This window comes from Rathayibacter sp. VKM Ac-2926 (genome assembly GCF_022815565.1).
GTDB classification, from domain to species: domain Bacteria; phylum Actinomycetota; class Actinomycetes; order Actinomycetales; family Microbacteriaceae; genus Rathayibacter; species Rathayibacter festucae.
This window is the reverse complement of record NZ_JALGRS010000006.1, coordinates 176,613-197,366: the sequence shown is the minus strand read 5'-3', so window position 1 is coordinate 197,366 and position 20,754 is coordinate 176,613. Positions and strand designations below refer to the sequence as shown.

Below are 20,754 nucleotides of genomic sequence, written 5' to 3'. Positions count from 1 at the left end.
GATGAAGGACCATGGGCCAGCTGCGCGTCACCGAGAAGGCACTGCCGTCGCACAACCGCCGGCACAACCGCTCGCTCGTCCTCCAGCGCCTCTTCCACGACGGTGAGATGAGCAGGGCGGATCTCGCTCGGATCAGCGGGCTCACCGCGGTCACGATCTCCGATCTGGTCGGCGAGCTGCACTCGGAGGGGCTGCTGCTCGACCTCGGCCCCCGCGTCGACGCCCGGGTGGGCAAGCCCGCGCTGGTGATCGCCTTCGACCACGGGGCGCGGAGCATCGTCGGCCTCGACCTCTCGGCGGAGGCCGAGTGCACCGGAGCCCTGGTCAGCCTGCGCGGCGAGATCCGGGAGCACCGCCGGCTCGCCCGCGACGGCGCGTCCGGGGCGGACGCGGTCGAGCTCGCCCTCGGCCTCGCGGCCGAGCTGATCGCCTCATCCCAGGCGCCGGTCCTCGGGATCGGGATCGGCTCACCGGGGGTCGTCGACCACGGCGGCGTCGTGCGCGAGGCCCCCAACCTCGGCTGGCGGGGCCTCGATCTGCGGAGCGTCTTCGCCGAGCGGTTCGGCCTGCCCGTGCACGTCGCGAACGACGCCAACACGGCCGCCCTGGCCGTGCACACCTTCCACCGCGGCGGCGGCGCGAACCTGCTGCTCGTGCTGCTCGGCGACGGCGTCGGGGCCGGCCTGATCATCGGCGGTTCCCTCGTCGAGGGCGATCAGTTCACCGGCGGCGAGATCGGCCACGTCGTCATCGACGAGGACGGCGAGCAGTGCTCGTGCGGGCGGCGGGGCTGCCTCGAGTCCGCGGTGTCCGTCGCGCACCTCGGCCCCCGGCTCGCGGCGGCCTCGGCTCCGGAGCAGGAGCGGCTGCTGCGCCGGGCCGGCCGGTCGCTCGGGATCGCGCTGGCGCCGATCGTCGCCGTGCTCGGGATCGACGCGGTCGTCCTCGCCGGTCCGGAGCGCTTCGTCGAGGGGGCCCTGCTCGAGGAGGCGCGCGCGACCATAGCCCGCCGCACCCTGCCGGCCGTCACCCGCGAGCTGCGGATGGAGTCCCGCACCGACCCGGGCGAGCTCGTCCTGCAGGGCGCCGCGGCGCTCGTCCTCAGCCACGAGCTCGGCATCTCCTAGCCGCCGGCCCGGTCCTCGAACGTCGTCGCACTAGGCGCCGAAGACGACGACGTCCTCGGACTCCTCAGAAGTTGTCGTACTCGAGCGCCGAGTACGACAACTTTCGGAGAGTGGCGGGGTGTCGGCCGGTGCGGTGCGCGGGTCAGTCGCGGGCGCGGCGAGTCTGCTTCGCGTTCGCGCGCTGCAGGGCGTCGACGAGCTCGGCTTTCGTCATGCGCGAGCGGCCGGAGACGTCGAGGCGCTTCGCGAGGTCCAGCAGGTGCGCCTTGGTGGCGTTCGCGTCGACTCCGCCGGCCGTGTCGCCGTCGCCGTCGGGGCCGCGCTGGGCGGCGCGGTCGTCGGAGGGGCCGCTCTCGGCCTTGCGCTCCCAGTGGTCGCCGACCTTCTCGTACTCGTGCTTCAGCGCGGCGAAGGCGGTGCGGTGCGCGCGCTCACCCTCGCCGTAGCTGTCGACGGCCGAGTCGTGCGCGGCCGACCACAGCTTCTGCGCGTGCTCGTCCGACCGCTCGATCGTCGACGGGATCTCCTCTTTCGCGGGCATGCTGCCTCCCTCTCGTCGCTCCGACGCTACCCCCGCCGTCCCCTTCCGCGAGATGCCACTTGTGCACGCCTTTCACGGCGTGTCGCGCTCATAAGTGGCATCTCGCGAAAGAGGGGGAGAGGGGGGTCAGGCGAGGAGGCGGTCCTGGACGAAGGCGCTGGCGAAGCGGTCGGTGGGGTCCCAGGCGGAGCGGAGGGTGCGCCACTCGTCGAGGTGCGGGTAGAGCGGGGCGATGTCGGCGGCGGTCGCCAGGAAGTGCTTGCCCCAGTGCGGGCGGGCGCCGAGCGGGAGCAGCGCGCCCTCGACGGCGGGCAGCACGGCATCGACGCCGGCGCGGTCCTTCTTGAAGGTGAAGTGGATGCCGACGCTGTCGCGACCGGAGGCGGGGGAGAGCCACTGGTCGTCGCCGGCCATGGTGCGCAGCTCGGTGATCAGCAGGACCTCGTCGATCCGCTCGCCGATCGCGCGCAGGGCGACGAGGGCCTCGCGGATGTTCTCGCGCGGCACCATGTACTCGCTCTGGATCTCGTCGCCGGCGCTCGGCTCGCGGTCGAGGCGGAAGTGCGGCAGGCGCTCCGACCAGGGGCCGACGGAGCCGCCGAACGGGTTGAGGTTCGAGTCGACGCCCTCCGAGACGGCGAACAGCGAGGCGGAGGCGGCGACCGCGCCGAGGTGCGTCGCGTCGACGTCGGCGACCGAGCCCTGCTCGACCTTGGTCTTCAGCCAGAGCTGCTCGACCGTGGGGCTCGACCAGTGCGTCATCAGGCTCACGCTGTAGGCGGAGGAGGTGATCGCGTCGAAGTCGTCGAGCACGCGGTCCCAGGGCAGGTCGACGAAGGCGTCCTGGCGGACGTCGAAGGTCGGCTGGATGTCGAGGGTCACCCGGGTGACGACGCCGAAGGCGCCGAGGCCGACGACGACGCCCTCGAAGCCGGGCTCGCCGCGGCGGATCGTGCGCAGCGAGCCGTCGGCCGTGACCAGCTCGAGCGCCGAGACGGCGGAGGAGAGGTTGGCGTTGCGGTCGCCCGAGCCGTGGGTGCCGGTCGAGATCGCGCCGGCCACCGAGATGTGCGGGAGCGAGCCCATGTTGTGCAGGGCGTAGCCGTTGCTGTGCAGGTGCGAGGCGACGATGCCGTAGCGGGTGGCGCCGCCGACGGTGACGGTGCTCGCGTCGGCGTCGATCACCGGGTCGGGGGCGATGCGGCCGAGGTGCAGCAGTGCCCCCGGGGTGTCGGGGAGGGCGTTGAAGGAGTGGCGGGTGCCGAGCGCGCGGACCCGCTCGTTCCCGCGGACGAGGTTCTGCACCTCGTCGATCGACTCCGGCTCGAGGATGTCGGCGGCGCGGTACTCGTAGGTGCCCGCCCAGTTGCTCCGTTGCGTCATGTCCCCATTCTGCCGGGCTCGCCGCCGGTTTGTTGCCAGGTGCAACGAATCCACGGCGAGCCCTCGGTGGCGAGCGTCCAGCGAGCGTGCAGCGGCGCTCAGTACTCGATGCGTCCGTGGCGGTCGTGGAACTCGCCGGTCGGGCCGTTCGGGCCGAGCAGGGCGAGCGCGACGGTCGCGTCGGTGCCCTCGGTGACGGTCTGGTGCCCGCCGTGGCCGTTGAAGTCGGTCGCGGTGTAGCCGGGGTCGCTCGCGTTGATCCGGAACTCGGGCAGGTTCTTCGCGTACTGCACGGTCAGGGTGATCACCGCGGCCTTCGAGGCGGCGTAGGGGATCGCGGGCACGCCGAACTCGTCGCGGCCGGGCGTGACCAGGGCGCGCGGCCAGCCGACTCCGGAGGAGACGTTGACGACGACGGGCGCGGCCGAGCGGCGCAGCAGCGGCAGTGCGGCCTGGGTCACGCGGACGATGCCGACGACGTTCGTCTCGAGGACGCTCGCCATCGCCTCCGCCGAGAGGTCGTCGACGCCGAAGGAGGTGCCGAGGATCCCGGCGTTGTTGACCAGGACGTCGAGGGCGGGGAGCGAGGCGAGGGCCGCGTCGACGCTCGCCTGGTCGGTCACGTCGAGCTGGACGACCTGGGCGCCGAGCGCCCGGGCGGCGTCGCCGTTCGCGGGGTCGCGCATGCCGGCGTAGACGGTGTGGCCGGCCTCGATCAGGCGGCGGGCGGTCTCGAGGCCGAGGCTCTTGTTGGCCCCGGTGATCAGTGTCGTTGTCATGGCTCCATGCTCCGCCCCGGCACTCCTGGCGCCCAGGCCCCGGTCGACGGGAGGACCAGCAGTACCAGGACCGCGCCGCCCCCGCGGGGGATCATGGGGGCATGAGCGAATTCGCGGACGTCCTCCGCTCCTGGCGCGAGCGCGTGACGCCCGCCGAGGTGGGCCTGCCTGCCGGACCGAGCCGCCGGACCGCGGGCCTGCGCCGCGAGGAGCTCGCCGCGCTGGCGGGCGTGAGCGTCGACTACATCGTGCGGCTCGAGCAGGGCCGGGCCGTGCATCCCTCGGCGCAGCTGCTCGGCGCGCTGGCCTGCGCGCTGCGGGTGACGGAGGCGGAGCGCGACCATCTCTACCGGGTCGCGGGGGTCGCGCCGCCGACCGCGACGCAGGTGCCGCAGCACATCACCCCGGGCGTGCAGCGGATCGTCGACCGCTGCGGCGACGTGCCGCTCGCCGTCTTCAGTGCGGCGCACGACATCCTGCTCTGGAACCCGCTCTGGGCGGCGCTGAACGGCGATCCCTCGCGGCACACGGGCCTGGACCGCAATCTGGTCTGGCGCTACTTCACCCAGGGGCACGAGGGCACGGAGTTCGACGACCAGCACGCCGAGGACTTCGCGAACGACCTCGCGGCGGATCTGCGCGCGGCGGTGGGCCGCTACCCGGACGACGCGGCGCTCGCGCACCTGGTGGCGCGGCTGCGGGCGACGTCGCCCGACTTCGAGCGGCGCTGGGCCGTGGCCCGGGTCGCCGAGCACCGCTCCAGCCGGAAGACCGTCACCTCGACGCCGGTCGGGCCGATCACGATCGACTGCGATGTGCTCGCCGTGCCGGGCGGCGATCTGCGGATCGTGATCTACACGGCGACGCCCGGCTCGACCGATCAGACGCGGCTCGATCTGCTCCGGGTCACGGGGCTGCAGGAGCTCGTGGCGCACTGACCGCGTCTGCCGTCCGGTCGGCGGGCGTGCTCGTGCCGAGCCGGTGCCGGCGCTCGATCGCCTGGCCCGCGTAGCCCGCGGCGACGATCAGCGCGGCCCCGACCGCCCCGAGCGGGCCGATGGCCTCGCCCGCGACGACGACGCCGACGAGCAGCGCCCAGACCGGCTCGGTGCCCATCAGGATGCTGGCGCGCGCCGCCGAGGTGCGCCGGACCGCCCAGAGCTGGACGACGAAGGCGAAGACCGAGCAGAGCAGCCCGAGGAAGAGGACGCCGGCCCAGCCGCCGGCGTCGAGCGCGCGGGCGGCGGCGGGCAGGTCCGGCCCGGCGAGGAGCGAGAAGACGGCGGCGCAGACGACCAGCTGCACGAGGACGACGCCGAGCGAGCCCTCCGTGCGCCCGCGGACGAGCCGGGCGCTGGCCGTGACGTGCACGGCGCGCACCACGGCCGCCGCGAGCACGAGGGCGTCGCCCCAGGTCGGGGTGCGCAGGCCGCCGTCCGAGACGAGCAGGGCGACCCCGACCACGGCCGCCACGGCGGTGACGAAGAAGGAGCGCGGCAGCCAGGAGCGCGAGGCGAGGCCCTCGAGCGCGGGCGTCAGCACCAGCGCGAGGCTGATCAGCAGGCCCGCGTTGGTCGCCGAGGTGAGGTGGACGCCCCAGGTCTCGAGCCCGATGATCGCGGCCTGCGAGGCGCCGAGGACGGCGGCGACGGCGAGACCGCGAGCGCGGGGGAGGTGCTCGCGGCGGGCGAGGCAGAGCAGGGCGAGCGCGGCGGCGGCGGTGAGGAAGCGCAGCGCGACGGTCGACGGGACGCCGATGTCGGCGGCGACGTCCTTCGCGGCGACGAAGCTCGCGCCCCAGACGGCGGCGACGGCGAGCAGCAGCAGGTCGACGGCGAGGTCGGGGCGGGCGCGGAGGGGCATGGGGACAGCGTCGCAGTCCGGAAGCGGAAGAGCGATCGGCTGTTCCTTCACCGACGATGAAGCGGCTGCTTTCCGGTTAGGCTCGCGCCCATGGATCCCGCCCGCCTCCGCCTGCTGCGCGAACTCGGCGATCGGGGGAGCGTGGCCGCCGTGGCCGCCGCGCTCGGGGTGAGCCCCTCCGCGGTCTCGCAGCAGCTCGCCGCGCTGCAGGCGGGCGTCCCGGTGCCGCTGACGGTGAAGGAGGGGCGGCGGCTCGTGCTCACCGAGGCCGGTGAGGCGCTCGCGGTCGCGGGGACGCGGGTGGCGGAGGCGCTCGCCGAGGCGGCGGACACCATCGGCTCGTTCCTCCGGCACGACGATCGCGCGGTGCGGGTGTCGGCGTTCCACAGCGCGGGGCTCGCCTTCTTCGGCCCGCTGCTCGCGGCGCTCGCCGACGGCCCGCGGGTGGCGCTCACCGATGCGGACGTCGCGCAGAGCCGCTTCGCCGGGCTGACCGCCGACCACGACCTCGTCGTCGCGCACCGACTGCCGCAGGATCCGGAGTGGCCGCGGGCCCGGCTGGTCGTCACCCCGCTCCTCGTCGAGCCGCTCGACATCGCGCTGCCGGCCGCGCATCCGCTCGCCGCGCAGTCGAGCATCCGGCCCGAGCAGCTCGCCGACGAGCAGTGGGTCTCCACGCACGAGGGCTTCCCGCTCACGGGCGTGCTCGAGCGCCTCGGCGCGCTGATCGGCCGCGCCCCGCGAGTCGCGCACCGGATCAACGAGTTCTCCGTCGCCGCGCAGGTCGTCCGCTCCGGCGCCGCGATCGCCATCCTGCCCCGGATCACCGCGGCACCGCTCGCCGTCGACGGCATGGTCCTCCGCCCGCTCGAGGGCGCCGGCCTCGTCCGCCACGTCGACGTCCTGGCTCGCCCGGACGCGCTGGCGCGCACCGCGGTCCGCACCGTGCTGGCGGCGCTGCGCCGCGTCGCCGCCGGCTGACGGCTCCACGTCCGGCGCCGGCGGATCTCGATATGCCCGCTCCCCGGGCCACTCGATCAGCATGAAGGGGCTGCCCGTCGTGCAGGCTGCTCGATCAGCATGGCCGGGCTGCCCTTGCATGCTGGTCGAGTAGCCCCGCAGGGGCGTATCGAGACCCGCCGTGGCCAGCAGGGCTGGTCGGCGGACGCTGGTCTCAGCGAGGGTGATACGCCCTGTGCGGGCTACTCGGTCAGCAGAGAGGCGCTCGAACGGTGGGGAGCGCTCGAGCGCTGCAGAACATCAGCTGAGAAGGGGTGGCCTCCGCTGTCAGGGGAGGGACCCTGCTCTCAGCTGATGTTGTGCGCACCCCCTGCTGGTCGAGGAGCCCCGGAGGGGCGTATCGAGACCCGGCGTCGTCAGCGGGGTGGTCTGCAGGCTGCTCGTCTGGAGCTGGGGGATCTCGATACGCCCGCTTCGCGGGCTACTCGATCAGCATGAGAGAGAGTGCGGCTCTCCTCTCGAGGACCCTCCGCAGGAAGTGGAGGATAAGCCGGTGAACGGCGTCGAAGACTCCGCGATGCGTGGAGGAGGCGGCCGGGATGCGAGGCTGGAAACCTGACTGCAACACGGTTTGTCCGTGCATCGGGGAGTCGGGGCCGTCGCGGCGCGGAAATCCTCCGTGCGACGACGCGGTGGAGTGCCCGGCTGCGGTCGACTGGGTCAGCGCCGCCCCCTCGGCGCGTGCCTTCCCCCGGGTCCGCCCCATCGGGTCCACCCCACCCCCCCCCAGCCCTCGACGCCCCTTGGAGCCCGCATGCCCCGCACCGCCCCGTCCCGGTCCCGCCTCCGCTCCGTGCTCGGCGTCCTCGCCGTCGCTGTCGTGGCCGGCACCACGCTCGCCGCCTGCTCCAACGGCTCCGACGCCGCCGAGTCCGGTGACGCCGGCTCGTTCGGCGAGGCCACGATGCAGCTCTCCTGGGTCCCCCACGTCGAGTTCGCGGGCGAGTACCTCGCCGACGCGAACGGCTACTTCGCCGACGCCGGCTTCGACTCCGTCACCCTCACCCCCGGCGGCACCGGCGCGACCGGCGCCGAGACCGCCATCGCGAGCGGCTCCGCCTTCGCCGGCGTCTCCTCGCCGCTGATCACCGGCCCCGCGATCTCGGAGGGCGCCGAGATGAAGATCGTCGGCGCGACCTACCAGAAGAACCCCTTCGCGATCGTCTCGCTGACCGACGCCCCGATCGAGACCCCCGAGGACATGGTCGGCAAGACCATCGGCGTCAGCGACAGCAACGACCTCGTCTGGCGCGCCTTCCTCGCCGCGAACGAGATCGACGAGGACGACGTCACCCGCGTGCCGCTCACCGACTCCACTCTGCTCACCACCGGCCAGGTCGACGGCTACATCGGCTACGCGACCGCCGGCGCGAACACGCTCAACCAGCGCGGCTTCTCGGCGCAGCAGTTCCTGCTCGCGGACACCGGCCTGCCGATGGTCGGCGAGACCATCGTCGTGGCGCAGGAGAGCATCGACGACGACCGCGAGAAGGTCAAGGCTTTGCTCTACGCGGTCGCCCGCGGCTGGCAGGACGCCGTCGCCGACCCGGACGCGACCGCCGCGACCGTCGTCGCCGACTACGCCGCCGACCAGAACTACAAGGTCGAGGAGCAGGCGCAGGTCATGGTCACCCAGACCGAGCTGATCAGCACCCCCGACACCGACGCGAACGGCCTGCTCACCATCACGCCGCAGCTGCAGGACGAGTCGGTCGCCTCGCTCGCCCTCACCGGCATCGAGCTCGACGCCGACGAGCTCTTCGACACCACGCTGATCGACGAGGTCTACGAGGAGCACCCGGAGCTGCTCGAGGGCTGACCCTCGACCCGGCCGGGCCCTGAGACGGTCCCGGCCACGACCACCACGGACCGCGCGGAGAGGACGAGCAGTTGACCGAGCAAGCGACCACCATCCAGGACGAGGGCATCCGCCTGTCGGGCCTGAGCAAGCGCTTCGACCTGGGCAGCCGCTCGGTGCAGGCCCTCGCCGAGGTCGACCTCGTCACTCCGCGCGGCTCCTTCCTCTCGCTGCTCGGCCCCTCCGGCTGCGGCAAGTCGACGATCCTGCGGATGCTGGCCGGGCTGGAGAAGCCGACCACCGGCTCCGTCTCGATCCACGGGACGCCCGTGCTCGGCACCAAGCGCTCGGCCGAGCTCGGCATCGCCTTCCAGGACTCGGCCCTCCTGCCCTGGCGCTCGGTCCGCTCGAACGTCCGGCTGCCACTGGAGCTGACCCGGCAGGCGGCGAAGCGCGACAGCATCCCGGACCTGCTCGACCTCGTCGGGCTGACCGGGTTCGAGGACGCCTACCCCTCGCAGCTCTCCGGCGGCATGCGCCAGCGCGCCTCGATCGCCCGCGCGCTCGTCGTCCAGCCCGATCTGCTGCTGCTCGACGAGCCGTTCGGCGCCCTGGACGACATGACCCGGCAGCGGCTCAACCTGGAGCTGCAGCGGATCTGGACCGCGCGCCCCGCGACCACGCTGATGGTCACCCACGGCATCGCCGAGGCGATCCTGCTCTCGGACACGGTCGCCGTGATGTCGCCGCGGCCCGGCCGGATCGTCGAGGTGATCGACATCGACCTGCCGCGCCCGCGCACCGTCGAGATGCTGCGCAGCCCCGAGTTCCACGCGATCGAGGACCGCATCACCGACATCCTCTTCTCGCAACACGGCGTCGCGATGGAGGACGAGGCGTGACGCCCTGGATCCGCACCAACTGGCGCGTCTTCGCCGGCCTCGCCGTCTTCGTGGCGGTCTGGTGGATCCTCGCCGACACCGTCTACCGCGAGAGCCGTGCCGTGCCGAGCCCCGGCGCGATCATCGCCGCGTTCGTCCGCGACGGGCCGCTCTTCTACCTCCGCAACGTCGGCGACACCGTGCTCGCCGCAGGCCAGGGCTACCTCTGGGGCAATCTCGCGGCCCTGGCGCTGGCCGCCGTCGCGCTGCTGCTCCCGTGGACCCACCGCGTGATCGAGCAGATCGGCGTGATCAGCCACTGCCTGCCGCTGACCGCGGTCGGCCCGGTGATCCTGGTGATCTTCGGCGGCCGCACCACCTCGATCTTCCTCGCGGCGCTGCTCGTCTTCTTCACCACGCTGATCGGCGCGCTGCTCGGCGTCCGCTCGGCCCCGCGCACCGCGCTCGACCTCGTCTCGGCCTACCGCGGCGGACGCTGGGCGAAGATCGTCAAGGTGCAGGCCATCGCGGCCGTGCCCGCGACGATCACCGCGCTGCAGGTCGGCGTGCCGGCGGCCATCCTCGGCGCCGTGCTCGGCGAGTACCTCGGCGGAGTGACCACCGGCCTCGGCGTCGCCCTCGCGGTCGCGCAGCGCCAGATGGACGTCGAGCGGGCCTGGGCCTTCGCCGTCACCAGCGGACTGGTCACGATCATCGGCTACGCGCTGATCGCGGCGCTCGGCCGCTGGCTGATGCCGCTGGTCGTCGGCCGGCCGCGCGCCAACCGCCGCCGCGCCCGCGTCGAGGTCGCCCGCGGCACGGGAGGCGTCGTATGAGCACCGCCACCCGCACCTCCTCCTCCACCCCGTCCTCCTCGTCGCGCGCCGCCCGCCGGCCGAGCGACCTCACCGGCCGGATGGTGCTGCGCATCGTCCGCGGCGAGCTCGTGCCGCTCGCCGTCGCCGCGGTCCTCGCGCTCGCGTTCTGGTACGCCTTCCTCGCGATCACCGACATCTCGCCGCTGCTGGGCAAGACGCCGACCGACGTCGCCGAGTACCTCGTCATCGAGGCCGACGCCGCGGAGAACCGCGCGATCGTCTTCGGCAACCTCGGCGTGACGGCCGTCGATGCGCTCGTCGGCTACGTCGCGGGGCTGCTGGTCGCCCTGGCGATCGCGGTGCTGTTCGTGCTGATCCGCTCGCTCGAGGCGACGGTGATGCCGATCGCGATGCTGCTGAAGTCGATGCCGCTGATCGTGGTGACGCCGCTGGTGACCCTGGCGATCGGCAACGGGATCGGCGCCGTCGCCACCGTCGGCGCGATCGCGGTCTTCTTCCCGGCGCTGGTCACGGTCGGCTTCGGCCTCCGCTCGCTCTCGCGCGAGTCCTTCGAGCTGGTCTCGGTCTACGGCGGCTCGCCGCTGGACGTGCTGCTCAAGGTGGCGCTGCCGACGGCGGTGCCGGCCATCTTCGCGGCCGCCAAGGTCGCGGTGCCCTCCGCGCTGAGCGGCGCGATGCTGGCCGAGTGGCTGGCGACGGGGCAGGGGCTCGGCGGTGCGGTGCAGCGCGCCTCCGCCGGATTCCGCTACGACGAGCTGTGGGCGTCGCTCGCGGTGATCACGGCGCTGGGAGTCGTCGCCTACGCGGTCGTCGCGATCGGCGAGAGACTGGCAGCCGTCCGCTTCGGCGGACAGAACTGAGGACGGACATGAGCACCACCACGAGCATCACCGGCGCCGTCTGGGACGGCACCCGCGCCCTCGGCACGGCGACCCTGGCCTGGAGCGGCGACGCGATCGCCTCCGTCGAGACGGCCGACGGCCCGAGTGGCGAGCGCGGATCGGGGGAGTTCTCGATCATCCCCGGCCTCGTCGACACCCACGTGCACCTCGGCGCCTACTCCGGCGCGGGCACGGCCGACTTCGCCTCCTGGCCGCTGGTCACCCCGCGCGAGGAGCGCGTCTTCCACATCGCGAACAACGCGCGGAAGGCCTCGCGGGCGGGCGTGACCACCCTGCGCGACCTCGGCGCCGACGAGCTGCAGATGACCGTGGCGCGGATGTTCGAGCAGGGCATCGCGGAGGGCCCGCGGATCGTCACGCACGGCGCGGTCGGCATGACCGCCGGCCACGGCGACCTCTTCGTGCCGCCGCACTACCCGCACCGCGACCGCGTCGCCGACAGCCCCGACGAGTGCCGCCGCCTGGTGCGCACCTGGGCGCGGGCCGGCGCCGACGGCATCAAGATCTATACCAGCGGCGGCGTGCTCTCGATGGGCGACAAGGTCGGCTGGCGGAATCAGACCGACGAGGAGATCGCCGCGACCATCGACGAGGCGCACGCGCTCGGGATGCCCGTCGCGGCGCACACCCACTCGGAGGTCGGCCTCGACCGGGCGCTCGCGCTCGGCGTCGACTCGATCGAGCACGGCACCGCGATCGGCCCGCAGCACTGGGCCACGCTCGTCGAGCGGAACCTGCCCGTCGCGCCGACCCTCTTCATCAACGACGTGATCGCGGCCGGCCGTGCGCCGTCGTCGCCGGAGGCGTCGCTCAAGGCGCAGGACGTGGTCGCCGTGCGCGACGCGGGCTTCCTCGCCGCGGGCCAGGCGGGCGTGCGCTTCGTGCTCGGCACCGACGCGAACGGCGTCTACGTGGACTGGGGCGAGCAGCTCGACGAGGTGCGGCGGATGCGCGAGTCCTTCGGCTGGAGCTCCGAGCGCGCCCTGATCTCCGCGACCTCGGACGCCGCGGCGGTCGTCGGACTCGGCGCGAAGGTCGGCCGGCTCGCTCCGGGCTTCGGCGCGGACTTCGTGGTGCTGCGCGGCCGCCCGTGGGAGAGCATCGACGACCTGCGCGCCGAGAGCATCGTCGCCGTCGTCTCGCGCGGCCGCGTCGTCTCGGGGGAGCTGCCGCGATGACCGCCACCGCGACCCGCCGCTTCGTGACCGCGGAGGCGCTGGGCGCTCCCCGTGGCGCGTACAGCCACGCCGTCGAGGCGCACGGCGTCGTCTACGGCTCGGCGATCGGGCCGTTCGCGCCCGGCGACGGCTCGGTGCCGGAGGGCACGGTCCCGGAGGGGATCACCGCGCAGACCGCCGCGGCCCTCGACAACATCGAGCGGCTGCTCGCCACGGAGTTCGGTCTGGGCCTCGGCGACGTGGTGCGGATCACGATGATCCTCAGCGACTTCGAGCGCGACTTCGCCGCCGCGTCCGAGGTCTACGGAGCGCGGTTCTCCGTCGATCCGCCGGCCCGCACCGTGATCGGCGCGGTGCTGCCGGGGCCGCTCGTGGCGCTGGACTTCATCGCGGCGCGCCCCTGAACCCGCTCTCCGCTCCCCACCGCCCGCACCACCGCCGGCACCGACGAAAGGCTCCCGTGACCTCCGACTCCTTCCTCCTCGGTCTGCCCAAGGTCGAGCTGCACGTGCACCTGGAGGGGACGCTCGAGCCCGAGCTGCGCGCGCAGCTGGCCGAGCGCAACGGCCTCCCCGTGCCCGAGGCGCTCGCCTACGACTTCGACTCGCTCGCCTCGTTCCTCGCCGTCTACTACCCGGCGATGGACGTGCTGCGCGAGGAGCAGGACTTCTACGACCTCGCGACGGCCTACTTCCGCCGGGCCGCGGCGGACGGGGTGGTCCGCGTCGAGGCGTTCTTCGATCCGCAGGCGCACACCTCGCGCGGGGTGCCGTTCGAGGCGGTGATCGGCGGCTACCACCGCGCCGCGCAGGACGCCGCGCAGCTGGGCGTGGACGCCGCGCTGATCCTCTGCTTCCTCCGCGACCTGTCGGCCGAGAGCGCGGCGGAGACGCTCGAGCGCGCACTGCCGTTCGCCGACCGGCTGATCGGCGTGGGCCTGGACTCGGACGAGCGCGGCAACCCGCCGGCGAAGTTCCGCGAGGTCTTCGCGCGGGCCCGCGAGGCCGGGCTGAAGCTGACGATGCACTGCGACGTCGACCAGCCGAACGGCGTCGAGCACCTGCGCCAGGTGCTCGAGGAGATCGGCGTGGACCGGATCGACCACGGCACGAACATCGTCGAGGCGCCCGAGCTGATCGACGTCCTTGTGGACCGCGGTCTCGCGCTGACCTGCTGCCCGCTCTCCAACTCCTTCGTCTCGAGCGACTCGAAGGCGCCCGAGATGCGCGCGCTGCTCGAGCGCGGCGTGCGGGTGACGGTCAACTCCGACGACCCGGCCTACTTCGGCGGCTACATCGCCGACAACTACGCGGCGCTCGCCGACGCGGGCTTCACCCGCGACGAGCTGGTGCAGCTGGCGCGCAACTCGGTGCTGGGGTCCTGGGCGTCCGAGGCGTCGAAGGCTGAGCTGCTGGCCCGGATCGACGCGTACGCGGGCTGATCCGCGGGCGGAGTCGCACGAGTGGACCCGGGCCGGGTCCTCACCCGGTCGCAGCGCCTCGTTCGGGTCCGGTCGCGCGCTCGCAGCTCTTCGAGTGGACGCGGACCGGGGTCTGACTCGGTCGCAGCGCCCCGTTCGCGTCCGGTCGCGCGCTCGCAGCCCTTCGAGTGGAGGCGTGCCGGGGTCTGCGGCGGTAGCGGAGCCCGTTGCGCGTCCAGTCGCGCCTGGCGCGCGCTCCGGCTGCTCAGTGCTGGTGCTCGTCCTCCCAGCGGGGGAACGGGTCGGCGAGGGTGCGCCAGAGGTCCGGGCCGGCGAGGAGCTCGCGCGGCGTGAGCAGGCAGCCGTGCAGGACGCGGGTGAGCTCGTCGACGTCGAGGTCGCGGCCGAGGAAGACGATCTCCTGGCCGACGGGCGCGTCGGTGCTCCAGCTGCGGATCGCCGTGGGGTCCAGGCTCAGGACGTCGCCGGCGATGGACCAGCTCGCGACCCGATCCGCCCGGCTGGCGAGGCGGACCAGGCCGCGGGAGCGGAGGATCCGGCCGACCCGGTGCGCGACGAAGTCGGTGGCGACCGCCGTGTTCAGGCGGCCGGGGTGGAACGGCAGGGGGTCGCGGAAGACGAACGTGGTCACCGACCCCGCGTCGCTCGGGACGCCGCGGAGGGCACGCTGCCAGCCGAGGTCCGAGGCGAGGCGGTGCGCGCGCTGCGGCGTGAGGACGGCGCGGCGCCGCCGGTAGCGGTCGAGGTCGTGCTCGGTGAGGATCTCCGCCCCGGGCGAGAGCGCTCGCAGCAGGTCGACGGCGGGCGAGGCTCCCGCGCCGTCGCCGTCGGTCAGGACGATCAGGCCGGCGAACTCGAGGCGCGCCGCGAGCCGCTCGGCGCGGTCCCACTGCTGGGGTCCGAGGTCCTCGGCGCCCTCGCCGAGCAGCACCCGGGTCACCTCGTCGACCGAGGTGACGGCGACGACGTCGAGGACGCCGATCCGGGTGTCGCCGGGGTGCCGCCGGACGCAGAGGTGCTCGAGGACGAGGGCGACCTCCATCGGGTCGGCGACCGGGTCGAGCGAGATCGCAGTGATGCCGCTCTCGCCGTCGTCGGCCTGGCGGGCCAGCTCGGCGGCCAGTTCCGCCGCGAACTCCGCGCTGTCCGAGTCCGGGAGGTCGACGGCGAAGCTCTCGACGGACGTGACTCCGCCGGACAGCTGCCGCGCGATCCGGGCGCTGTCGGCGGCGTCGGTCGCGCTCACCAGCGTGACGGCGAGGACGGGTGGTCGGGGCAGTGAGCGCGGAGTGTCCATGGCGAGCTACTCTAAACGATAATCGTTATCAACTCGAAGGAGCACTCGTGAAGGTCCGCAACTCGCTGAAGTCCATGAAGTCGATGCCGGGGTCGCAGGTGGTGCGCCGCCGCGGCCGGGTCTTCGTCATCAACAAGCTCAACCCGCGGTTCAAGGCGCGCCAGGGCTGAGGCCTTCGGGGCGCCCTCGAGGGCGGTGGCCGCGGTCAGCCCTCGAGGGCGTGCCGGACCGCGTCGTCGACGATGTGGCTGACGTGAGTGTCGGCGACGGAGTAGTGCGCCTCGCGCCCGATCCGCTCGACGGCGACCAGGCCGGCCGCGCGGAGGGTGCGCAGGTGCTGCGAGACCAGGGGCTGCGAGAGCCCGGTGGTCTCGGCGAGGTGCCCGACGGTCGACCGCTCGCTCGCCAGGGCGCGGAGCAGGCGCAGCCGCGAGGAGGAGGAGAGCACCTTGAAGAGCTCGGCCGCGGGCTCGAGATCCTCGGTCATCGGCACCTCCAGGTCATCTGCTCATCCAAGCAGACGTGCATGCATCGCGCGGCCTGCCGGCCGAGCAGCCCCGGTGCGGCGTCCTCCATGTCGGTCGAGTAGCCCCGGAGGGGTGTATCGAGACCCGCCGTCCCCGAACCCGGCTCAGTGGGCGAGGGCGCCCTCGCCCCGCAGGCGACCGTCGGCCAGCTGCACGACGCGGTCGGCGAGGGCGATCACGGCCGGGTCGTGCGAGACGCAGACGACGGCGACGCCGCGCCCCGCCTCGGCGCGCAGGATCTCGCGGATGCGCTCGGCGCTCGCCGCATCGAGTCCGGTCGTGGGTTCGTCCAGGAGGAGCAGGTCGGCGCCGCGCGCCAGCCCCTGCGCGAGCAGCGTCCGCTGCCGCTGCCCGCCGGACAGCACGGCGAACGGCTCGGCCGCGAGTGCGGAGATCTCGAGCCGCTCCATCGCCGCGGCGACCACCGCGCGCAGGTCCGCGCCGACCCGGCGCCAGCGACCGGTGCGCCCCCAGACGCCGACCGTCACGACGTCGCGGACGGTGACGGGGAGGCGATCCGAGACGGCGGTGCGCTGCGGGACGAAGGCGACCGCGGACGACACCGTGCGCACTCCCCGGGAGGGCTGCCGGGTGCCGGCGATCACCTCGAGCAGCGTCGACTTGCCCGCGCCGTTCGGCCCCGCGACGACGGTGAGCGTGCCCGGCGGCACGTCGAGATCGACGCCGTCCAGCGCGGTCCGCTCGCCGAAGTCGACGCCGACCCCGCGGAGGCTGACGCGGGAGGAGGGCTGCTGACTGCTGGACACGGCCCCGAGCGTACCAGTTTGATAATCGTTCTCATTATCCGTTACGGTCGGGCACCATGCCTGCCCTCCTCTCCGGGATCCTCGAGCCGTTCGCGCTCGACTTCCTCCAGCGCGCCCTCGCCGGCGGCGCCCTCGTCGCCGTCCTGTGCGGCGTCGTCGGGACCTGGGTCGTGATCCGCGGCATGGCGTTCCTCGGCGAGGCGCTCGCCCACGGGATGCTCCCCGGCGTCGCGCTGGCGACCGTGCTCGGCGCGCCCGTGCTGGTCGGCGGGGCGGCGAGCGCCGTCGCGATGAGTCTCGGCATCGCCGCGCTGCAGCGCCGGGGCCGGCTGTCGTACGACACCAGCATCGGCATGCTCTTCGTCTCGATGCTCGCGCTCGGCGTGATCATCATCAGCCACTCCGGCAGCTTCGCGACCGACGCGACCTCGATCCTGTTCGGCGACATCCTCGCCATCGCGCCGGTCGATCTCGTGCTGCTGGCCGTCGCCGCCGGAGTCGGGCTCGCGGTGGCGGCGGTGTTCCACCGGTCGCTGGTGGCGCTCGCGCTCGATCAGCGGATCGCCGCCGTCCTCGGGCTCGGGCCGCGCTCGGCCCAGGCCGCGCTGGTCGGGCTGGTGACCCTCGCGGTCGTCGCCTCGTACCAGGCCGTCGGCTCGCTCCTGGTCGTCGGGCTGCTCCTCGCACCCGCCGTCGCCGCGGGTCACTGGACGACGCGGATCCCGACCCGGATGGCGCTCGCCGCCGTGCTCGGCGTGCTCTCCGTGCTCGTCGGGCTGCTCGTCTCCTGGTACGCGGCGACCGCCGCGGGCGCCTCCGTCGCCGCCACCGCCCTCGCCGTCTCCGGACTGTCCTGGGCGCTGCGGGCGATGACCGTGTCGCGCCGTCCGCGCCGGGTCGCCGTCCCCGCCTGACCCTCGTCCCCCCTCCGAAAGGACCCCGTGCTCTCCCGCTCCATCCGCTCCCTCCGCACCGCCCCGGCGCTCCTCCTGGGCGCCCTCGCCCTCGCGGCCTGCTCCGCCGACCCCGCCGCCCCGCCGGTGGACGACGCGACCGGCGAGGGTCACGGCGCGATCTCGGGAGCCGCGGAGCTCGCCGAGCCCGCCCTCGGCCTCACCTGGATCGACCCGGCCGGCGCCGTCTCGCACCTCGACCTCCTGGACGAGAGCGTCGCCGAGCTCGGCACGGTCGGCGCCCCGTCCGCGCTGACGACCGACGGCCGCTACCTCTTCGCTCAGACCGCCGCCGGGGTCGAGATCGTCGACAGCGGCGTCTGGACCTGGGACCACGTCGACCACTTCCACTACTACCGCGCCGAGCCGGCGCTGCTCGGCACCGTCGCGGGCGAGGGGGAGGCGGTCGTCGCCACCACGAACCTCTCCACCTCCGGCGGCACCGGGCTGTTCTTCCCGGAGTCGGGCGAGGCGGTGCTCCTCGACACCGAGGCGCTGTCGAAGGGCGAGATCGTCGAGTCGTTCCGCCTGGACGGGGAGCCGGGGCCCGGGATGGTCGTCCCGGTCGGCTCGTTCGCGCTCGTCACCGAGGGTGCGGGGGAGTCGTCGTCGGTCGTCGGGCACACGGCCGACGGCGAGCGCACCGGCCTCGTCGAGGCGTGCCCGCAGCCCGCGGGGACGATCACCACCCGCGTCGGCGCGGTGATCGGCTGCGCGGACGGCGCGCTGCTCGCCACCGTCGACGGCGAGGAGCTCGTCGTCGAGCGGATCCCCTACCCCGAGGGCACGACCGCGCCCGCCGCGACGGGCTTCGCGAACCGCGAGGGCCGGCCGACCGTCGCCGCGCTCGCCGGCGGCGACGGGATCTGGCTGCTCGACACCCGCGCCCGCTCCTGGTCGCTGCTCCCCGCGCCCGCGCCGCTGGCGCAGGTGACCGCCGTCGACGACGAGGACGACCACGTGCTCGCGCTCGCGCAGGACGGCCGCGTGCTCGTGCTCGACGGCGCGGACGGCGCGGTGCTCGCGCAGACCGAGCCCCTCGCGGCCGAGTCGCTCGCCGCGGGCCTCGCCCCGACGCTCGTCGCCGACCAGCAGCGCGCCTACCTCAGCGCCCCCGCCGAGCGGCGCCTGCACGAGATCGACTACGCCGACGACGCCCGCCTCGCGCGCAGCTTCGACACGGCGACCGAGCCGGCGTTCACCGCCGAGACGGGACGCTGACCATGGGACGCACCCGACGCCGCGCACCCCTCGCCGTGGCCGCCGTCGCTTTGCTCGCGCTCACCGGCTGCTCGGCCGGCGCCGACGACCGCCCGCTGGTGATCGTCTCGACCAACATCCTCGGCGACGTCGTCGAGCGCCTCGTCGGCGAGGAGGCGGAGGTCGTGACGCTGATGAAGCCGAACGCCGACCCGCACTCCTTCGAGATCTCCGCGCAGGAGGCGGCGCGACTCCGCTCGGCCGACCTGGTCGTCTCCAACGGCCTGGGCCTGGAGGAGGGGCTGCAGCAGCACCTCGACGCCGCGGCCGCCGAGGACGTGCCGGCCTTCGTCGCCGGCGACGCGATCGACGTGCTCGACTACTCCGAGGGCGACGCCGAGGGCAGCCCGGACTCGCACTTCTGGACCGACCCGGCCCGCATGATCGCGGTCGTCGACGCGCTCGCGCCGGTGCTGGCCGACCTCGACCGCGCGGACCCCGAGGCCCTCGAGCGCAGCGCCGCCGAGTACCGCGCCGAGCTCGAGGCGCTCGACGCCGAGATGACGGCCGCCTTCGCTGCGATCCCGGAGGAGCGCCGCGCCCTCGTCACCAACCACCACGTCTTCGGCTACCTCGCCGACCGCTTCGACTTCGACGTCGTCGGCGCGGTGATCCCCGGCGGCACCACCCTCGCGGCGCCGTCCGCCTCCGACCTCGCCGACCTCGTCGAGGCGGTCGAGGAGACCGGCGTCCCCACGATCTTCGCGGAGTCCTCGTCTCCCGACCGCCTGGTCCAGGCGCTCGCGAGCGAGGCCGACATCCGCGTCGAGGTGGTCGAGCTGTTCACGGAGTCCCTCACGGGGCCCGAGGGCGGCGCCCCCGACTACCTCAGCATGATGCGCGTGAACACGCAGCGCATCGCCACCGGGCTCTCACCGTGAGCGCCCACGACCAGCACCAGGAGAACCACATCCCCATGCGAACCAGCCCCTTCCGCCGAGCGCCGCTCCGGCGAGCGCCCCTCCGCCGAGCCGGCCTCGGCCTCCTCGCCCTCGGCACGATCGCGACCCTCGCGGCCTGCTCCTCGAGCAGCGCCCCCGCGGCCGATCCGACCGCCGTCGCCGCACCTGACGCGGCCGGCACCCGGCTCGCCGTCGCCTACGAGGGCGGCATCCTCGTCCTCGACGGCGAGACTCTCGAGACCGTGGCCGACCTGGACTCCGAGGAGTTCACCCGCCTGAACCCGGCGGGCGACGGCCGGCACGTCATGGTCACCATGAGCGAGGGCTTCCAGCTCCTCGACACCGCCGCCGGCACCGACGGCGAGCCCGAGCTCACCGACGTCGTCTTCGCCGCCGACACCCCCGGCCACGTCGTCCGCCACGGCGGCAAGACGATCCTCTACGCCGACGGCACCAGCGACACGACGGTCATCGAGACCGCGGACCTGGCCGACGCCGAGGGCGTTCCCGAGGTCGAGACCATCCCGGGCGTCCAGGCGCACCACGGGGTGTCGATCGTCCTCGAGGACGGCACCTTCCTCACCACGGTCGGCACCGCCGACGGCCGCACCGGCATCGAGGTGCGCGACGCGTCCGGCGCCGTGGTCGCCACGAACGACCAGTGCCCCGGCGTGCACGGCGAGGGCACGGCCGAGAACGAGGTCGTGGTCTTCGGCTGCGAGAACGGCGCCCTCGTCTACGACGGCGGCGAGATCACCAAGCTCGAGGCGCCCGACCAGCCGTACGGCCGGATGGGCAACGCCTGGGTCAGCGAGACCAGCCCGATCGTCGTCGGCGACTACAAGGACGACCAGGACGCCGAGGGCTACCTCCTGCACCGCCTCGCGCTGATCGACACCGAGGCGAAGACCCTCGACGTCGTCGACCTGCCCGAGGGCGTCGAGTACACCTTCCGCGGCGTCGCGCGCGGCCCGGGCGACCTCGCCTACCTGATCGGCTCCGACGGAGCGGTCCACGTGATCGAGCCGGAGACCGGGGAGATCACCGACTCGTACCCCGTCGTGGACGCCTGGGAGAGCCCCGTCGAGTGGCAGGACCCGCACCCCGCCATCACGGTCGCCGGTGACATCGCCTACGTCACCGACCCGGCCGCGAAGAGCGTCCACGCCCTCGACCTGACCACCGGGAAGGTGCTGTCCAGCGCCGAGCTGGAGGTCACGCCGAACGAGATCGCGCTCGCCGCGAGCTGACGCACGGGACGACGGAAGGGCGCGGGGCTGCTGGCCCCGCGCCCTT

22 protein-coding genes are annotated in these 20,754 nt (G+C 73.8%); 15 read left to right on the top strand and 7 right to left on the bottom strand.

From position 1 onward, the window contains the following. The first annotated feature begins 11 nt into the window (after window positions 1–11). A complete protein-coding gene (locus MT351_RS10435) occupies window positions 12–1,127 on the top strand; it encodes an ROK family transcriptional regulator (RefSeq protein ID WP_243582133.1) in 1,116 nt (371 codons plus the stop codon). A gap of 142 nt (window positions 1,128–1,269) precedes the next feature. Here MT351_RS10435 and MT351_RS10430 read toward each other — a convergent pair whose 3' ends face one another. The 3 genes from MT351_RS10430 to MT351_RS10420 all read right to left on the bottom strand — a co-directional run bounded on the left by MT351_RS10430 (window position 1,270) and on the right by MT351_RS10420 (window position 3,830). After that, window positions 1,270–1,668, bottom strand: a complete 399-nt coding sequence (locus tag MT351_RS10430; RefSeq protein WP_123706382.1) for a ChaB family protein — start codon at window positions 1,666–1,668, stop codon at window positions 1,270–1,272. A 126-nt stretch (window positions 1,669–1,794) separates the two neighbouring features. After that, window positions 1,795–3,051, bottom strand: coding sequence for a D-arabinono-1,4-lactone oxidase (locus tag MT351_RS10425; protein ID WP_243582132.1), 1,257 nt, complete (start codon window positions 3,049–3,051; stop codon window positions 1,795–1,797). Window positions 3,052–3,149: 98 nt separating this feature from the next. Further along, the gene (locus tag MT351_RS10420) at window positions 3,150–3,830 is read right to left on the bottom strand and encodes an SDR family NAD(P)-dependent oxidoreductase (protein ID WP_243582131.1); all 681 of its coding nucleotides are present in this window, start codon (window positions 3,828–3,830) and stop codon (window positions 3,150–3,152) included. 101 nt (window positions 3,831–3,931) lie between these two features. On the opposite strand from MT351_RS10420, the gene MT351_RS10415 reads away from it, so the two are divergent. After that, window positions 3,932–4,768 (top strand): helix-turn-helix transcriptional regulator, encoded by an 837-nt coding sequence (locus tag MT351_RS10415; protein ID WP_123706385.1) that lies wholly within the window; start codon window positions 3,932–3,934, stop codon window positions 4,766–4,768. Here MT351_RS10415 and MT351_RS10410 read toward each other — a convergent pair. Next, complete coding sequence (locus MT351_RS10410; protein WP_243582130.1) at window positions 4,737–5,693, bottom strand: DMT family transporter; 957 nt, start codon at window positions 5,691–5,693, stop codon at window positions 4,737–4,739. The genes MT351_RS10415 and MT351_RS10410 overlap by 32 nt on opposite strands. Before the next feature lie 90 nt (window positions 5,694–5,783). On the opposite strand from MT351_RS10410, the gene MT351_RS10405 reads away from it, so the two are divergent. From MT351_RS10405 to add, 8 genes are all read left to right on the top strand, one after another. Continuing rightward, window positions 5,784–6,674, top strand: a complete 891-nt coding sequence (locus MT351_RS10405) for a LysR family transcriptional regulator (protein WP_243582129.1) — start codon at window positions 5,784–5,786, stop codon at window positions 6,672–6,674. Window positions 6,675–7,467: 793 nt separating this feature from the next. Next, window positions 7,468–8,532 (top strand): ABC transporter substrate-binding protein, encoded by a 1,065-nt coding sequence (locus MT351_RS10400; RefSeq protein WP_132436735.1) that lies wholly within the window; start codon window positions 7,468–7,470, stop codon window positions 8,530–8,532. Between the two features lie 71 nt (window positions 8,533–8,603). Beyond that, window positions 8,604–9,413, top strand: a complete 810-nt coding sequence (locus MT351_RS10395; RefSeq protein WP_123446992.1) for an ABC transporter ATP-binding protein — start codon at window positions 8,604–8,606, stop codon at window positions 9,411–9,413. Continuing rightward, window positions 9,410–10,228 (top strand): ABC transporter permease, encoded by an 819-nt coding sequence (locus MT351_RS10390; protein ID WP_185020174.1) that lies wholly within the window; start codon window positions 9,410–9,412, stop codon window positions 10,226–10,228. Before MT351_RS10395 ends, MT351_RS10390 begins: the two co-directional genes overlap by 4 nt. Beyond that, window positions 10,225–11,091: an ABC transporter permease gene (locus MT351_RS10385; RefSeq protein ID WP_123736422.1), complete on the top strand. Its 867-nt coding sequence runs from the start codon at window positions 10,225–10,227 to the stop codon at window positions 11,089–11,091. The genes MT351_RS10390 and MT351_RS10385 overlap by 4 nt, the downstream gene beginning before the upstream one ends. Before the next feature lie 8 nt (window positions 11,092–11,099). Further along, window positions 11,100–12,311 carry an amidohydrolase family protein gene (locus MT351_RS10380; RefSeq protein WP_123736421.1) on the top strand — a complete coding sequence of 404 codons (1,212 nt, stop codon included), beginning with the start codon at window positions 11,100–11,102 and terminating at the stop codon, window positions 12,309–12,311. Then, window positions 12,308–12,715 (top strand): RidA family protein, encoded by a 408-nt coding sequence (locus MT351_RS10375; RefSeq protein WP_123736420.1) that lies wholly within the window; start codon window positions 12,308–12,310, stop codon window positions 12,713–12,715. Before MT351_RS10380 ends, MT351_RS10375 begins: the two co-directional genes overlap by 4 nt. 56 nt (window positions 12,716–12,771) lie before the next feature. Then, on the top strand, window positions 12,772–13,752 hold the full coding sequence (add, locus tag MT351_RS10370; RefSeq protein ID WP_243582128.1) for an adenosine deaminase: 981 nt from the start codon (window positions 12,772–12,774) through the stop codon (window positions 13,750–13,752). A 244-nt stretch (window positions 13,753–13,996) separates the two neighbouring features. Here add and MT351_RS10365 read toward each other — a convergent pair whose 3' ends face one another. After that, the gene (locus tag MT351_RS10365) at window positions 13,997–15,049 is read right to left on the bottom strand and encodes a GTP-binding protein (protein ID WP_243582127.1); all 1,053 of its coding nucleotides are present in this window, start codon (window positions 15,047–15,049) and stop codon (window positions 13,997–13,999) included. A gap of 47 nt (window positions 15,050–15,096) precedes the next feature. Here MT351_RS10365 and ykgO point away from each other — a divergent pair, with 47 nt between their 5' ends. After that, window positions 15,097–15,219 carry a type B 50S ribosomal protein L36 gene (gene ykgO / locus MT351_RS10360; RefSeq protein WP_123446985.1) on the top strand — a complete coding sequence of 41 codons (123 nt, stop codon included), beginning with the start codon at window positions 15,097–15,099 and terminating at the stop codon, window positions 15,217–15,219. A gap of 35 nt (window positions 15,220–15,254) precedes the next feature. On the opposite strand, the gene MT351_RS10355 is transcribed toward ykgO, so the two are convergent. Beyond that, the gene (locus tag MT351_RS10355) at window positions 15,255–15,536 is read right to left on the bottom strand and encodes a helix-turn-helix transcriptional regulator (protein ID WP_123446984.1); all 282 of its coding nucleotides are present in this window, start codon (window positions 15,534–15,536) and stop codon (window positions 15,255–15,257) included. A gap of 144 nt (window positions 15,537–15,680) precedes the next feature. Then, the gene (gene aztA, locus MT351_RS10350; protein ID WP_243582126.1) at window positions 15,681–16,343 is read right to left on the bottom strand and encodes a zinc ABC transporter ATP-binding protein AztA; all 663 of its coding nucleotides are present in this window, start codon (window positions 16,341–16,343) and stop codon (window positions 15,681–15,683) included. Between the two features lie 56 nt (window positions 16,344–16,399). On the opposite strand from aztA, the gene aztB reads away from it, so the two are divergent. The 4 genes from aztB to aztD are packed head-to-tail and all read left to right on the top strand — an operon-like array spanning window position 16,400 to window position 20,708. Next, the gene (gene aztB, locus MT351_RS10345) at window positions 16,400–17,257 is read left to right on the top strand and encodes a zinc ABC transporter permease AztB (protein WP_132436751.1); all 858 of its coding nucleotides are present in this window, start codon (window positions 16,400–16,402) and stop codon (window positions 17,255–17,257) included. Window positions 17,258–17,284: 27 nt separating this feature from the next. Continuing rightward, on the top strand, window positions 17,285–18,517 hold the full coding sequence (locus tag MT351_RS10340; RefSeq protein WP_243582125.1) for an ABC transporter: 1,233 nt from the start codon (window positions 17,285–17,287) through the stop codon (window positions 18,515–18,517). Window positions 18,518–18,519: 2 nt separating this feature from the next. Next, on the top strand, window positions 18,520–19,437 hold the full coding sequence (gene aztC / locus MT351_RS10335; protein ID WP_243582124.1) for a zinc ABC transporter substrate-binding protein AztC: 918 nt from the start codon (window positions 18,520–18,522) through the stop codon (window positions 19,435–19,437). A gap of 35 nt (window positions 19,438–19,472) precedes the next feature. Further along, the gene (aztD, locus tag MT351_RS10330; protein ID WP_185020434.1) at window positions 19,473–20,708 is read left to right on the top strand and encodes a zinc metallochaperone AztD; all 1,236 of its coding nucleotides are present in this window, start codon (window positions 19,473–19,475) and stop codon (window positions 20,706–20,708) included. Window positions 20,709–20,754: the final 46 nt, after the last annotated feature.